14 protein-coding genes are annotated in these 14,669 nt (G+C 71.0%); 9 read left to right on the forward strand and 5 right to left on the reverse strand.

Features of this window, described 5'->3' with window-relative positions; translation table 11 throughout:
- Positions 1-16: 16 nt before the first annotated feature.
- Positions 17-1,234: a coiled-coil domain-containing protein gene (locus DEJ11_RS05660; protein ID WP_111046605.1), complete on the reverse strand. Its 1,218-nt coding sequence runs from the start codon at positions 1,232-1,234 to the stop codon at positions 17-19.
- Positions 1,235-1,515: 281 nt separating this feature from the next.
- Here DEJ11_RS05660 and DEJ11_RS05665 point away from each other — a divergent pair, with 281 nt between their 5' ends.
- Entirely contained in the window at positions 1,516-3,795 is a 2,280-nt protein-coding gene (locus tag DEJ11_RS05665; RefSeq protein ID WP_110864729.1) for a polyribonucleotide nucleotidyltransferase, read from the forward strand.
- Positions 3,796-3,982: 187 nt separating this feature from the next.
- Here the strand turns inward: DEJ11_RS05665 and DEJ11_RS05670 are convergent, their stop codons facing one another.
- Both DEJ11_RS05670 and DEJ11_RS05675 read right to left on the reverse strand, forming a co-directional pair.
- Entirely contained in the window at positions 3,983-4,510 is a 528-nt protein-coding gene (locus tag DEJ11_RS05670; protein ID WP_111033188.1) for a YbhB/YbcL family Raf kinase inhibitor-like protein, read from the reverse strand.
- Between the two features lie 274 nt (positions 4,511-4,784).
- Positions 4,785-5,432 (reverse strand): TetR/AcrR family transcriptional regulator, encoded by a 648-nt coding sequence (locus DEJ11_RS05675; protein WP_071405592.1) that lies wholly within the window; start codon positions 5,430-5,432, stop codon positions 4,785-4,787.
- Positions 5,433-5,683: 251 nt separating this feature from the next.
- Between DEJ11_RS05675 and DEJ11_RS05680 the strand changes: the two genes are divergently transcribed.
- The gene (locus DEJ11_RS05680; RefSeq protein ID WP_071405593.1) at positions 5,684-7,018 is read left to right on the forward strand and encodes a M16 family metallopeptidase; all 1,335 of its coding nucleotides are present in this window, start codon (positions 5,684-5,686) and stop codon (positions 7,016-7,018) included.
- A gap of 8 nt (positions 7,019-7,026) precedes the next feature.
- Positions 7,027-7,629, forward strand: a complete 603-nt coding sequence (locus tag DEJ11_RS05685) for a histidine phosphatase family protein (RefSeq protein ID WP_027464756.1) — start codon at positions 7,027-7,029, stop codon at positions 7,627-7,629.
- A 49-nt stretch (positions 7,630-7,678) separates the two neighbouring features.
- Here the strand turns inward: DEJ11_RS05685 and DEJ11_RS05690 are convergent, their stop codons facing one another.
- Positions 7,679-8,170: a GNAT family N-acetyltransferase gene (locus DEJ11_RS05690; RefSeq protein ID WP_111102928.1), complete on the reverse strand. Its 492-nt coding sequence runs from the start codon at positions 8,168-8,170 to the stop codon at positions 7,679-7,681.
- 23 nt (positions 8,171-8,193) lie between these two features.
- On the opposite strand from DEJ11_RS05690, the gene DEJ11_RS05695 reads away from it, so the two are divergent.
- On the forward strand, positions 8,194-8,940 hold the full coding sequence (locus DEJ11_RS05695; RefSeq protein ID WP_258375298.1) for a 4-hydroxy-tetrahydrodipicolinate reductase: 747 nt from the start codon (positions 8,194-8,196) through the stop codon (positions 8,938-8,940).
- A 14-nt stretch (positions 8,941-8,954) separates the two neighbouring features.
- Entirely contained in the window at positions 8,955-9,419 is a 465-nt protein-coding gene (locus DEJ11_RS05700; RefSeq protein WP_017885925.1) for a tetratricopeptide repeat protein, read from the forward strand.
- Between the two features lie 19 nt (positions 9,420-9,438).
- On the opposite strand, the gene DEJ11_RS05705 is transcribed toward DEJ11_RS05700, so the two are convergent.
- Entirely contained in the window at positions 9,439-10,353 is a 915-nt protein-coding gene (locus DEJ11_RS05705; protein WP_110864735.1) for a TIGR01777 family oxidoreductase, read from the reverse strand.
- A gap of 38 nt (positions 10,354-10,391) precedes the next feature.
- On the opposite strand from DEJ11_RS05705, the gene DEJ11_RS05710 reads away from it, so the two are divergent.
- The 4 genes from DEJ11_RS05710 (at position 10,392) to DEJ11_RS05725 (ending at position 14,548) form a co-directional block, all read left to right on the forward strand.
- A complete protein-coding gene (locus DEJ11_RS05710; RefSeq protein WP_111054271.1) occupies positions 10,392-11,222 on the forward strand; it encodes a thymidylate synthase in 831 nt (276 codons plus the stop codon).
- Positions 11,222-11,719, forward strand: a complete 498-nt coding sequence (locus tag DEJ11_RS05715) for a dihydrofolate reductase (protein ID WP_111102930.1) — start codon at positions 11,222-11,224, stop codon at positions 11,717-11,719. Before DEJ11_RS05710 ends, DEJ11_RS05715 begins: the two co-directional genes overlap by 1 nt.
- 125 nt (positions 11,720-11,844) lie before the next feature.
- Positions 11,845-12,822: a 4-hydroxy-tetrahydrodipicolinate synthase gene (dapA, locus tag DEJ11_RS05720; protein ID WP_017885921.1), complete on the forward strand. Its 978-nt coding sequence runs from the start codon at positions 11,845-11,847 to the stop codon at positions 12,820-12,822.
- Positions 12,823-12,871: 49 nt separating this feature from the next.
- On the forward strand, positions 12,872-14,548 hold the full coding sequence (locus DEJ11_RS05725; RefSeq protein WP_027464761.1) for a ribonuclease J: 1,677 nt from the start codon (positions 12,872-12,874) through the stop codon (positions 14,546-14,548).
- Positions 14,549-14,669 lie beyond the last annotated feature (121 nt).

A 14,669-nucleotide genomic window follows, 5' to 3' on the forward strand; every position in this document is an offset into this window, starting at 1 on the left:
CCGGCCGGCCCAGCGCTCAGTACCAGTGCGGGTTGACGCTCATCTCGTGGCCCCACGCCCCGCAGGGTGAGCCGTAGGCGCTCTTGATGTACGCGAGCCCCCAGTCGATCTGCGTGTTCGCGTTGGTGCGCCAGTCGGCTCCGGCGACCGCCATCTTCTCGGCCGGCAGCGACTGCGGGATGCCGTAGGCGCCGCTCGAGGCGTTCAGGGCGTTCGCCCGCCACCCGGACTCCTGCGTCCAGAGCGACACCAGGCACGAGAACTGGTCGGAGCCCCACCCGTACGACCCGAGCGCGCTCCGTGCGTAGGCCTGCGCGGCCGCGGGGTCCACGGCGACGCCTCCGGTGCTCGGGTAGGACGAGCCGGTGCCGCCGCTGGTCGCGCCGCCGCTGGAAGCGCTGCTGCCGGCGTTCGCCGCGGCCGCGTTCGCCGCCGCCTCGGCCGCAGCCGCTGCGGCCCGCTTGCGCTGCTGCTCCGCCTTCTGCGCGGCGACCCGCTGGCCGAGTTCGTACCCGGCCTCCTGCTTCGCGGTGCTGTCCTTGAGCGACGCGAGCTGCGCGTACAGCTCGTCGCTGTGCTGCTCCGTCGACTCGACGGCGGCGTCCGCCGCCTGTTCCGCCGACTTCGCTGCGGCCGAGCGCTCCTCGGCCGCCTGGGCGCGCGTCGCGCGTTCCGTCTCGGCCCGCTCGGCCTGCTCGTGCAGCGACGACGCCGTGCCGGCCGCGACGGACGCGTCGTCCATGACGCCGGCCCAGGTCTCCGACAGCTGGTCGAGGGCGCCGAGCTGGTAAAGCAGCTGGTCCGGGTTCTTCGCGGTCGCGATGCGGGTGGTCATCTGGTTCGTGCTGCCGTCGCGGTACAGGTTCGCGGCCAGTTGGCCGGCCCGCTGCTGGGCCCGGTCCGCCGTCTCGCTCGCGTGCTGCGCCTGGGCCTGGAGGCTCGTGGCGGCCTGGGTGGCCGACGCCAACTCCGACTCGGCCGCGTCCGCCTTCGACGAGGCCACCAGGGCGGCCTGCGACTTCGCGGCGGCTTCGTCCTGCGCCGACTGCAGCGCCGCCTGCACCTTCTGCACCTCGGCGCGCTTGGCGGTCTCGTTGCCCTTGGCGCGCTGGACGTCCTGCCAGGTGGGGTACTCGGTGGCGTTCGCGGGGGCAGCGGTCAGGGCCGGGGCGACGAGCGCGCCGACGACCACGGCGGCCGCGACGAGCACGCCCCGCGAGGGGGTGAGGCGCATGTCGGCAGGCTACCGATGTTCACCAGGAGTCCAGCGAGCCGCGCCGCCGACAGCCTGAGGACTGGTAAAGTCCATCGTGTCCGAGGACTCATTCCCCGGACGTCACACACAACACTGCGCAGGCCGGGCACGGAGCTGGTCATCGGTGGTGGCTCGCGGGCCGGAACGGTTTCCCGAGTGCTTCTACTGCTGGCCAGACATGCGTCCGGAACGATCGGCGCGCACGCACCATCGAGTGCCGTCGCCACGGCCTGCCGGAAACACATCAAGGAGGCGCCCTTTTGGAGGGTCCCGAGATCAAGTTCGCCGAAGCCGTCATCGACAACGGCAAGTACGGCAAGCGCACCGTCCGGTTCGAGACCGGTCGGCTCGCACAGCAGGCCCAGGGCGCGGTCGCCGCGTACCTGGACGAGGAAACGATGCTCCTCTCGGCCACCAGCGCCGGCAAGCACCCGCGTGAGGGCTTCGACTTCTTCCCGCTGACCGTCGACGTCGAGGAGCGTTCCTACGCCGCCGGCAAGATCCCCGGTTCGTTCTTCCGTCGTGAAGGCCGTCCGTCGACCGAGGCCATCCTCGTCTGCCGTCTCATCGACCGGCCGCTGCGTCCGTCGTTCGTCGACGGCCTCCGCAACGAGGTGCAGATCGTCATCACCGTCCTGAGCATCGCTCCGGACGAGTTCTACGACGCGCTGGCGATCAACGCCGCGTCCGCGTCGACGCAGATCTCCGGTCTGCCGTTCTCCGGCCCGATCGCCGGTGTGCGCCTCGCGCTCATCGGCGACCAGTGGGTCGCGTTCCCGAAGGCCTCGCAGCTCGCCGACGCCGTGTTCGACCTGACCGTCGCCGGTCGTGTCGTCACGGACGAGGCCGGCAACGAGGACGTCGCGATCATGATGGTCGAGGCGGAAGCCACCGAGCACGCCTGGGACCTCATCCAGGGCGGCGCCACCAAGCCCGACGAGGCCATCGTCGCGCAGGGTCTCGAGGCGGCGAAGCCGTTCCTCAAGTCCCTCGTCGACGCGCAGGCCAAGCTCGCCGCGCAGTCGGCCAAGGAGATCCAGGACTTCCCGGTCTTCCCGCCGTACGCGCCCGAGGTCTACTCGGCCGTCGAGGCCCTCGCGCTCTCCGAGCTCGGTGACGTCTACAAGATCGCCGCCAAGACCGAGCGTCAGGACGCCGACGACGCGCTCAAGTCGCGCGTCAAGGCTGCCATCGCCGAGCAGGTCACCGCGGGCTCGCTGCCCGAGGTTGCCAACTCGCAGGTCGGCGCCGCGTACAAGTCGGTCACGAAGAAGGTCGTCCGCGGCCGCATCCTGACCGAGCAGATCCGCATGGACGGCCGCGGCCTCGCCGACATCCGTCCGCTCGACGCCGAGGTCGCCGTGATCCCGCGCGTCCACGGTTCGGCGATCTTCCAGCGTGGCGAGACGCAGATCCTCGGCGTCACCACGCTGAACATGCTCAAGATGGAGCAGCAGATCGACTCGCTGTCGCCCGTCACGAAGAAGCGCTACCTGCACCACTACAACTTCCCGCCCTACTCGACCGGTGAGACCGGCCGCGTGGGTTCGCCGAAGCGTCGCGAGATCGGGCACGGCTTCCTCGCCGAGCGCGCCCTCGTGCCGGTGCTGCCGTCGCGTGACGAGTTCCCCTACGCCATCCGTCAGGTCTCCGAGGCGCTCAGCTCCAACGGCTCGACCTCGATGGGTTCTGTCTGCGCCTCGACCCTGTCGCTGCTCAACGCCGGTGTGCCCCTCAAGGCCCCGGTCGCCGGCATCGCGATGGGCCTCGTGTCCGACACCGTCGACGGCCAGACCCGCTACGCGGCCCTGACCGACATCCTCGGTGCGGAAGACGCCCTCGGCGACATGGACTTCAAGGTCGCCGGTACCTCGGAGTTCGTCACCGCGATCCAGCTCGACACCAAGCTCGACGGCATCCCGTCGACGGTGCTCGACGCGGCGCTCAAGCAGGCCAAGGAGGCCCGCTCGGCCATCCTCGGTGTGCTGAACGAGGCCATCGACGCCCCCGACGAGATGGCGGACACCGCTCCTCGCGTCATCTCGGTGCAGATCCCCGTCGACAAGATCGGCGAGCTGATCGGCCCGAAGGGCAAGACGATCAACGGCATCCAGGACACCACGGGTGCCGACATCTCGATCGAGGACAACGGCACCGTCTACATCGGCGCCGTCGACGGTCCGTCGGCCGAGGCCGCTCGTGCCCAGGTCAACGCGATCGCGAACCCGACCAACCCGGAGATCGGGGACCAGTTCCTCGGCACCGTCGTGAAGATCGCCACCTTCGGCGCCTTCGTGTCGCTGCTCCCGGGCCGTGACGGTCTGCTCCACGTCTCCGAGGTGCGCAAGCTCGCCGGTGGCAAGCGTGTGGAGAACGTCGAAGACGTGCTCGGCGTCGGCCAGAAGGTCCTGGTCGAGGTCACCAAGGTGGACGACCGCGGCAAGCTGTCGCTCGCGCCGGTCGTGGCCGACGAGACCGAGGGTGACTCCACCTCGGCCGAGACGGTCCGCGCCCACGCCGAGGACCCGGCCGAGGGCTGATCCTCCCCGCGTCCTGACGCACGAACGGCCGCCGTCCCTTCCGGGGCGGCGGCCGTTCGCCGTTGCGGGGCAGGTGCCACGCGTGCGTTGGCCGCGCGTGCTTTCGCGGTCAGCGACACCTCACGGGCACGGCGCCGCGTGAACTGTCGCTGTGCGCGAAGGATCGCCGCGCCGTGCCACGTGCCGGTCAGGCCGCGGGGGTCTCCTGCGTGCCCATGAGCTGCGCGCGCCCGAGCAGGTGCCCGCGGAGCATGAAGCCCACGACCGCAGGGGTCGCGTCGGCGGGGACCTCGAGCACGGGGACGTCGAGGGCGCTCAGCGTGAAGAAGTAGCGGTGCACACCGTGGCCCGCGGGCGGAGCAGCCCCGAGGAACGTGTCCGTGCCGAACTCGTTGCGGCGGCGGAGTGCCTCGGCGGGCAGCAGGGCGTCGTCGGTGCCGGCGCCTGCGGGGAGCGAGGTCGCCGAGCCCGGGATGTCGGTCAGGCTCCAGTGCCAGAAGCCGGAGCCGGTCGGGGCATCGGGGTCGTAGACGGTCAGGACGAAGCTCTTCGTGCCCTCGGGTGCGTCCGACCACTCGAGTGCGGGGGAGCGGTCCTCACCGCCGACGTCGGAGCCGCGTGCCGAGGTGGGCAGCTCGCCTCCGTCGGTGAAGTCGGGGCTCGTCAGGGTGAAGGACGGGACGTCGGGCAGGTTCCAATTGGGGTCGTTGGCCATGCCCCCAGCCAACACCCGCCGGCTCGGGCTGCGCTCGGTGCGCACGCGGGGCTGTGGGAGTTCGCACAGGACGGCCTGGAGGCGCGGTGCGGGCCCGTCACGGGCCTCCCGTCCGGCCGCGGTCGCCTCGACCGCCCCACGGAAGCGACACATGTGCGTCGCGCGGGTGCGTCCGTGCCGCGAAGGCGACAGGATGCCGCGAACTGTTCGGGGCTATCTGTCGCTTTCGCGAAAGCGACAGCCGACGGCGACAGCGCTGGCGGCGAGCCGAGCGTCAGCCCGCGAGCACCCGGTCGACCACGCGGTTGAGCGCGGCGGTGGCGGCGATCGCGTCACCGGCGTACGCGCCGGCCATCGCACCGTCGCGCGCGAGCATGAGCTCGTCGGCGCCGTCGCCGGGCAGGGGGTGTCCGGCCTCCTGCAGCAGGGTCGCCAGCCGTTCGGTGTACCAGTCGCGGTGCACGGCGACGACCTGGCGGACCGGATCGCGAGGGTCGTGGTACTCGGCGGCGGCGTGCAGGAACGCACAGCCGCGGAACGCCGGGTCGTTGACGTCGTCGGCCAGGGCGGCGACCCACGCGCGAACGGCCCGCTCGGGGGAGCCGGCGTCGGTGATGAGCTGCTCCATCCGCTCCTGCACGCGCTCGTGCTGGGTGCGGATGTAGGCCAGGATCAGGTTGTCCTTCGACCCGTAGTGCTTGTAGAACGTCGCCTTCGTGACGCTCGCCTCGGAGATGAGACGGTCGACGCCGACGCTGTGGATGCCCTCTTCGTAGAAGAGTCGCGTGGCGGTCTCGAGGACACGGACCTTCGCGCCGCCGGAGCGGGGAGTCGGGGGGACGCTCGACCCGTCCGGCGACGCGAGGTTCGTGCTCGGGCCGGGGAGACGCTGGACGGCCGGTTGGGGGGAATCGACCGTCACAGCGTGTACTCCTCGGACTCATCGGCTCCGCGACCGGAGTGGGGGGACTCGGTGGTCGCGCAGGACTGATGTCCCGAGCCGCCGGATCGGAACTTAGGGGGGCTTTCGATCCGGCGTGGCCAACTGTAGCACAAGGAGGACAGACAGACGAGTCGGTCTGTCCACATTTTCTGTACCCCACTTCGAGTGGCATGCGACCGAGACCGGGAAACTGGGCGGGAGGCATCGACGGATCACTAGGCTCGTCTGCGATGAACCAGCCAGTGCCACTGCCGCTCGGGGCCCCGGACACGTCGTTCCTGACGTCCGGCGGGGCCTTCGTCCGTCGCACCGTGCTGCCCTCGGGCGTCCGTGTGCTGACCGAGGCGGTGCCGGGTGCCGCGTCGACGAGCATCGGGTTCTGGGTCGGCGTCGGTTCGCGTGATGAGCGCGACGGGCAGTTCGGGTCGACGCACTTCCTCGAACACCTGCTCTTCAAGGGCACCGAGACCCGGTCGGCGCTCGACATCGCCATCGCGTTCGACTCGGTCGGCGGTGAGCACAACGCTGCGACCGCCAAGGAGTACACCTGCTACTACGCACGGGTCCGGGACACCGACGTCCCGATGGCCGTGAACGTCATCGGTGACATGGTCACCGGCTCGGTGCTCGAACCGGACGCCTTCGCCGTCGAGCGCGGGGTCATCCTCGAAGAACTCGCGATGGCCGCCGACGACCCGGCCGACGTCGCGGGCGAGGCGTTCTTCGCCGCGGCCTTCGGCGGACACCCCCTCGGTCGTCCGATCGGCGGGACCCCGGACAGCATCCGTGCGGTCCAGCGCGACGAGGTGCTGGCCCACTACCGCGAGCACTACGCGCCGAACGGCATCGTCGTCACCGCCGCCGGTGCCGTCGACCACGACCGGTTCTGCGAACTCGTCGCCGGCGTCTTCCACGACGCCCCGGACGCCGAGCCGCTGCCGCGCCGCACCCCTGAGACCGTGGCCGACCCGGTCGAGGCGAAGCTGACCGTGGTGCACCGCCCGACCGAGCAGGTCAGCATGCTCCGCGGCTCGCAGGGCCTCGACCTGCGCGACGACCGCCGTCCCTCGCTCAGCGTCCTGAACGCCGTGCTCGGTGGGGGCATGAGCTCGCGCCTGTTCCAAGAGGTCCGCGAGCGCCGCGGTCTGGCCTACGCGGTGTCGTCGTTCGCCCCCGCGTACCTGGACAACGGTGCCTTCGGTGTCTACGCCGGCTGCGCGCCGGACAACGTCGCCGGTGTCATCGACATCGTGGACGCCGAGTTCCGCCGGATGGTCGACCACGGCATCACCGACGACGAGCTCCGACGTGCCAAGGGCCAGATCGAGGGCGCGCTGACGCTCTCGCTCGAGGACTCCGACGCCCGCATGACCCGCCTCGGCCGCTCCGAGCTCGGCACCGGCGAGTACACCGACCTGTCGACGGCGCTCGAGCGTGTCGACGGCGTCACGACCGACGGCGTGCTCGAACTCGCGCGCGACCTGCTCACCCGGCCGACGATCACCTCGGTCGTCGGTGCCGTGCAGCAGGACGAACTCGCCGCGGCCATCGGGATCGGCAGCTGAGCACGGACATGTCGCACTACCTGTACCTCGTCCGGCACGGCGAACACCAGGACGCCGAACACGGCCTGCGGGACGGCAAGCTCTCCGAACGCGGCAAGCGCCAGGCGACCCTGATCGCGGACCGTCTCGGCGGTGTGCCCTTCGACGGCGTGTACCACTCGCCGCTCGAGGCCCCGAGCGAGACCGCCGCGTTCCTGTCGCAGCGCCTGCCGTCGATCCAGCCCGAGCCCTCGACCCTGCTGTTCGACTGCATCCCCTCGGGCCCGACCCCGGACATGCCGCACGCCTACCAGGGCTGGTACGGCGGCATCACCGAAGAGGAGATCGTCGCCGGGCAGGCCCAGATGGGCGACGCCGTGTCGGAGTGGTTCACCCCGGCGCGCGAGGACCGGCACGACCTGCTGATCACCCACAACGCCGTGATCGGCTGGTTCGTGCGCGAGGCGTTCCAGGCCCCCGAGTGGCGCTGGATGGGCACGAACGTCGCCCACACCGCGCTCACGATCATCCGGATCCGTTCGGCGAAGCCCGCCGAGGTCGTCACGCTGAACGACCTGGCCCACCTGCCGGTGGAACTGCGCACGGGTCTGCCCGTCGACCAGCCCGTCTAGCGGCTGCCCGTCCGGTCCGCGGCGGCGCGGCCGGGAGGCCCGTGGCGGCTCAGACGATCGGCTTGCGGTACCAGGCGGTCGCGTTCGGGTTGTCGTTGAACGGCTCGACCCGCTGGTACCCGCGGCCGCGGTACATCGCGCCGGCCGCCACGAGCGAGTCGTTCGTGTCGAGGACGATGCTCGTCGCACCGAGGTCCGCCCCGGCCCGCTCGAGCAGGTCCATCACGGCCGTCGCCACGCCCGTGCCGCGCCCGGCCGGCGCCACGAAGACGTGCTTGACCTCGAACCGGACGTCGACGGCACCGGTCGCGTCGACCCCGTCCGCGATCCGACGGATGCCGCCGCAGCCGACCGCGACGCCGTCGTCGTACGCCACCGCGAACACCCCGTTCGGCGGCGTGAACTCGGACGCGGGGGTGCGCTTCCGCGAGTACGTGCCCTGCGCGCTCGGGAACGTCGCCTCGCGCTCGTCCAGGTACGCGTCGAGCAGCACGTCGACCTCGGGCAGATCGGCCGGCACGGTCCTGACCTCGACTGACATGCGTCGATCCTAGGATGGACCGCATGGTCACTCCCGTCGCCGTCGTCGGCGCCACCGGTCGTCTCGGGGGCCTCGTGGCGTCCGTCGTCGAGGAACTCCCGGAGTTCGAGCTCGTCGCCCGCCTTTCGTCGAAGGACGGCGCGCACGAGGCGCCGCCGTCGGTCTTCGGCGGCGCGGCCCTGGTGGTCGACGTGACGGTGCCGTCGCTCAGCCCGGCGATCGTGGAGAACGCGCTGTCGAGCGGCGCGAACGTGCTCGTCGGCACCTCCGGCTGGTCGCTCGACCGGCTCGCGAAGCTCCGAACCGGGCTGCGGGAACGCCCGGACCAGGGGGTGCTCGTGGTCCCGAACTTCTCGATCGGCTCCGTGCTCGGCACGCACCTGGCGACGATCGCGGCACCGTGGTTCCCCGCCGCCGAGATCGTCGAGACCCACCACGCCGGCAAGGTCGACTCGCCTTCGGGCACCGCGGTGCGCACCGCCGAGCTGATGGCCGACGCCCGGCGCGAGGTCGGTCCCGTGGACGCCCCGCACGTCGACCAGCGCGCCCGCGGCCAGCAGGTCGCCAGCGTGCCCATCCACTCGCTCCGGCTCCCCGGGGTGAAGGCCGTGCAGGACGTCCTGCTGAGCGGCCCCGGCGAGACGCTGACGATCCGGCACGACACCAACGACGACGTCGCCTACGTCGCGGGCATCCGTGCGGCGCTGGCGAACGTGGTGTCGGCGCGCGGCCTCACCGTGGGCCTCGGCAGCGTCCTCGGCATCGGCTGACCGCCGTGGGTCGGATGGAGCGGGCCGGACGCACGATCCGCTCGCCGTTCTGGGGTGCAGCGCTGATGGCGGTGCTGCTCGCCCTGTACATCGTGCTCGTCGGGCAGCGCGCCGTCGCCTTCATCGCGACCGGGATCCCGATCGGCATCGGCATCGGCGTCGCGCTGTTCGTCGTCGCCGCGATCGGGGCGCTCCTGCTCGTGCTGGAGTTCCGCTTCGGCATCCGCATCACCCGGCTCGGCGCGCGGCTCGAGGCCGAGGGCGGCACCCCGGACGACGTCGTCCCGGTGCGGCCGTCGGGCCGGCCGATCCGCGACGCCGCCGACGAGCTGTTCCCGCGGTACCGCGACGCGGTCGAGCAGGACCCGGCCGACTGGCGTGCCTGGTACCGGCTCGGTGTGGTCTACGACGCCGCCGGTGACCGCAAGCGCGCGCGTTCGGCGATGCGCACCGCCCTGGCGCGCGCCGCCGACCGCTGACCCCGGGGCCGGAGGCGGATCAGAAGACGGCGTCGATCGCGTCCGCCGCCTGCGTGTACCGGAACGTGTAGCCGGACTCGAGCAGCTTCGTGGGGACCATCCGCTGACTCGACAGGAGCATGTCGTCGGCGGCGTCCCGCAGCGCCAGGCGCAGGGCGAACTCGGGGATCCGGAAGAGGTACGGGCGGTGCAGGACCTCGGCGACGTGCTTCGTGATGCGGTCGGCCACGACGGGCTCGGGGCCCGCCAGGTTCACCGGGCCGGACACGTCCGGTGCCGCGGTCGCCAGGTGCACGATGGCGCCGACCTCGTCCTCGAGCGCGATCCACGGCCAGTGCTGGCCGCCGGTGCCCAGCCGGCTGCCGACGCCGAGCTTCGTCAGCGGGACGAGCGGCGCGAGCGCACCGCCGCCCTTGCCGATGACGATGCCGGTGCGGAGCGTGACGACCCGGACCCCGGCGGGAGCGGCGTTCGCGGCGGCTTCCCACGCGGTGCAGACGTCGGCGAGGAACCCCGTGCCCGGGGCGGCGTCGTCCTGCAGCACGTCGGCCGGGCGGTCGCCGTACACGCCCGAGGCCGAGCCCGACAGGAACAGCGCCGGGGGAGTGGCGGCGTGCCGCATCGCCTCGACCAGGGTGTCGGTGGCGTCGATGCGCGAGCTGCGGATCTCCTTGCGGTACGCGTCCGTCCACGGCAGCTTGCCGATGTTCGCGCCGGCCAGGTTGATCACCACGTCGGCGCCGTCGAGGATCGCCGGGTCGAGCGGACGCCGCCCCGGTGCCCAGCGGAACTCGGTCGCGGTGCGCGCTTCGCGGCGGACGAGCGTGGTGACGTGGTGCCCCGCCTCGCGCAGGGCGCGGACGAGGGGCGTCCCGATGAACCCGGACGAGCCGGCCACCAGGATCGAGAGCGGTTGTTCCGTCGTGTCGGGCATGCCCGCAACGCTACTCACACCGACGTAGGCTTCTGTGTGTGACCGACAGCGAGACCGTACAGCCCGACGCCTCCGTCCCGACGCCCTACGAAGACCTGCTCCGCCGGGTCCTGACGGAGGGCTCGCCGAAGGGTGACCGCACCGGCACCGGCACCCGGAGCCTGTTCGGCGCACAGCTCCGCTACGACCTGTCGAAGGGCTTCCCCCTCGTCAGCACCAAGCGCGTGCACTTCAAGTCGGTCGCGTACGAGCTCCTCTGGTTCCTGCGTGGCGAGGGCAACGCCACCTGGCTGCAGGAGCACGGTGTCCGGATCTGGAACGAGTGGGCGGACGCCGACGGTGACCTCGGCCCGGTGTACGGCGTGCAGTGGCGCTCGTGGCCGACCCCCTCGGGCGAGCACGTCGATCAGATCGCCCAGGTCATCGAGCAGATCAAGACCAACCCGGACAGCCGCCGGCTCATCGTCTCGGCCTGGAACGTCGCCGACGTGCCGGACATGGCGCTCGCTCCGTGCCACGCCTTCTTCCAGTTTTACGTGAACGACGGCAAGCTCTCGTGCCAGCTCTACCAGCGGAGCGCCGACATGTTCCTCGGCGTCCCGTTCAACATCGCCTCGTACGCGCTGCTGACCCACATGATCGCGGCGCAGACCGGGCTCGAGGTCGGCGACTTCGTCTGGACCGGCGGCGACTGCCACATCTACGACAACCACGTCGAACAGGTCGAGGAGCAGCTGTCCCGCACGGCGTACCCGATGCCGACGCTCGAACTCGCTCCGCGCGACTCGATCGATGACTACGAGTACGAGGACTTCACCGTCGTCGGCTACGAGCACCACCCGGCGATCAAGGCCGCGGTCGCCGTCTGATGATCGGCATGGTCTGGGCCCGCTCGACCACCGGCGTCATCGGTGCCGACGGCGGCATGCCCTGGCACGTGCCCGAGGACCTGGCGCACTTCAAGCAGGTCACCGGCGACGCGACCGTGCTGATGGGCCGGCGCACCTGGGAGTCCCTGCCCGAGCGCTTCCGGCCGCTGCCCGGTCGGCGCAACGTCGTGCTCACCCGGGACACGACGTGGACGACCGACGGCGCCGAGGTCGTGCACGACCTGCAGGCCGAACTCGAGCGTGCCGACAGCGCCGACGAGACCGTGTGGGTGATCGGCGGCGGTCAGGTCTACGCCGCCGCACTCGACGCGGCCGACCACGTCTCCGAGACGCTGATCGACGTCGACGTGCCCGGTGACACCGTCGCACCCACGCTCGACGAGGCGGCCGGCTGGACGCTCACCGACGAGGGCCCCTGGCAGGAGTCCCGCACGGGCACCCGCTACCGGTTCTTGGAGTGGCAGCGCCGCGCCTGAGCGCCCGCACGGGGCGGGCGTGACCGGCGGGACGGACGTGATCCGGGCCTCCCGTCCGCGCCGCAGGCGGTCCACCGTCCACACGGACGGCGGTCCTCGCGCGCATCCCCGGTACGCTGGTGCCCGTGTCCCCGCGTGAGAATCCCTTCGGTCAGGTCCTCGTCGCCCTCGTGACCCCGTTCACGGCCGACGGCGAGGTCGACTGGCCCGGCGTCGAGCAGCACATCGACGACTGCATCACCGCCGGCGCCGACGGCATCGTCGTCACCGGCACGACCGGCGAGACGTCGACGCTGACCGACCCGGAGAAGCTCCGTCTGGTCGAGGTCGGCAAGTCCGTCGCTGCCGGCCGCGCGAAGATCATCACGGGCGGTGGCTCGAACGAGACCGCGCACGCGATCCACCTGTACAAGCAGAGCGAGAAGGCCGGCGCGGACGGCGTGATGATCGTCACGCCGTACTACAACAAGCCGACGCAGTCGGGTGTCCTCACCCACTTCCGGATGATCGCGGACGCCACCGACCTGCCGGTGATCCTGTACGACATCCCGGGCCGCACCGGCATCCCGATCACGTACGACACGATCCTGCGTGCGTCGAAGCACCCGAACATCCTCGCCGTGAAGGACGCCAAGGGCGACTTCGCCGAGGTCTCGCGGGTGCTGAACAACACCGACCTCATGTACTTCTCCGGTGACGACACGAACGTGCTCCCGCACCTGTCGATCGGCGCCACCGGCCTGATCGGCGTGACCGCGAACATCACGAGCGCGCCGTACCGCACCATCGTCGATGCGGTGAACCGGGGCGACCTGGCCACCGCGACGGCCGAGCACAAGCGACTCGAGCCGCTCGTCCGCGCTGTGATGACGCACGTTCCCGGTACCGTGGCCGCCAAGTACATCCTGCACGGGCTCGGCCGCATCGGCAGCCCGCGCGTCCGACTGCCGCTCGTCGGCCCCGAGGACTCCGAGGCGTACGCCATCGAGACCTCCCTCGAAGCCGTGCGCGACGTGCCCGGCGCCGACTTCTCGAACTTCCGCCCCGACCGCAACGCGGCGGCCGGCGGTGCACTACCGAAGGTGCCAGGCACCACCCGCTAGCGAACACCGCGGCGCGCAGCACGCGCGTCGCCCGAATCCGTAGGACCGAATGCCCACACAGATCTCCGAACCGCAGCCGCTCGAAGCCGGCACCCTCCGCGTCGTCCCCATCGGGGGTCTCGGCGAGATCGGTCGCAACATGACCGTCTACGAGTACGAGGGCAAGCTGCTCATCGTCGACGCCGGCGTGCTGTTCCCCGAGGAGCACCAGCCCGGTGTCGACCTGATCCTGCCGGACTTCTCGCCGATCCGTGACCGCCTCGACGACGTCCTCGGTGTCGTGCTCACGCACGGCCACGAAGACCACATCGGCGCCGTCCCGTACCTGCTCAAGCTCCGCGACGACATCCCGCTGATCGGCTCCACGCTGACCCTCGCGCTGGTCGAGGCGAAGCTCAAGGAACACCGGATCAAGCCGTACACGCTCGTCGTGGCCGAGGACCAGACCGAGCAGATCGGCCCGTTCCACCTCGAGTTCGTCGCCGTGAACCACTCCATCCCGGACGCCCTCGCCGTCGCGATCACGACCCCCGCCGGTCGTGTGCTGCACACGGGTGACTTCAAGATGGACCAGCTCCCGCTGGACGACCGCATCACCGACCTCCGCGCGTTCGCCCGTCTGGGCGAGGCCGGCGTGGACCTGTTCCTACCGGACTCCACGAACGCCGACGTGCCGGGCTTCACCGCTCCGGAGCGCGACATCGGCCCGGTGCTCGAGAACATCATCATGCGCGCCCGCAAGAAGGTCGTCGTGGCGAGCTTCTCGTCGCACGTGCACCGCGTGCAGCAGGTCCTCGACGCCGCCGCAGCCGCGAACCGCAAGGTCGCGTTCATGGGGCGCTCGATGATCCGCAACATGACGATCGCCGCCGACCTCGGGTACCTGCGGGTGCCGGAGAACGTGCTCATCGACACGAAGAAGGCGAAGAACGTCCCCGACGACCAGATCGTCTACATGTCGACCGGGTCGCAGGGTGAGCCGATGGCCGTCCTGGCCCGCATGGCGAACCTCGAGCACCAGATCGAGATCGGCGAGGGCGACACCGTCATCCTCGCGTCGTCGCTCATCCCGGGCAACGAGAACGCCGTGTACCGCGTCATCGACGGGCTGACGAAGCTCGGTGCGAAGGTCGTGCACAAGGGCAACGCGAAGGTGCACGTCTCCGGACACGCCTCCGCCGGCGAGCTGCTCTACTGCTACAACATCCTGCGGCCGCGCAACGTGCTCCCCGTCCACGGCGAGCACCGCCACCTGTACGCGAACGCCGACCTGGCGATCCAGACGGGTGTCCCGCCGCGCAACGTGATCCTCGGGCAGGACGGCATCGTCGTCGACCTGAAGGACGGCGTCGCGACGGTCGCCGGCCAGCTCGACATCGGCTACGTCTACGTCGACGGCTCCACCGTCGGCGAGATCACCGACGCCGACCTGAAGGACCGCCGCGTCCTGGCGGAAGAGGGCTTCATCTCGATCTTCTGCGCGGTGGACTTCACCACCGGGCAGTGCGTGATCGGCCCGGAGATCCAGTCGCGCGGCTTCGCCGAGGACGACTCCGTGTTCGACGACGTCCGCCCGCAGATCGCCAAGGCGATCTCCGAGGCCGCCGCCAACGGCACGCGCGACTCGCACGCCTTCGCGCAGGTCGTCCGTCGCACGGTCGGTCGCTGGGTGAACACGAAGCACCGTCGTCGTCCGATGATCGTCCCGGTGGTCATCGAGGCGTAGGGCCCGTTCGCGGGTGGGCGCGCGTTCGCGTTCGCGTCCGTCCGGCCCGGGAGGCCCGTCCAGCGTCCGTCACGGACGCTGCGGCGGGCCTTCCTGCGTTTGTCCTGAGCGGGCGTTAGGG

The organism is Curtobacterium sp. MCLR17_058 (assembly GCF_003234705.2).
Taxonomy (GTDB): domain Bacteria; phylum Actinomycetota; class Actinomycetes; order Actinomycetales; family Microbacteriaceae; genus Curtobacterium; species Curtobacterium flaccumfaciens.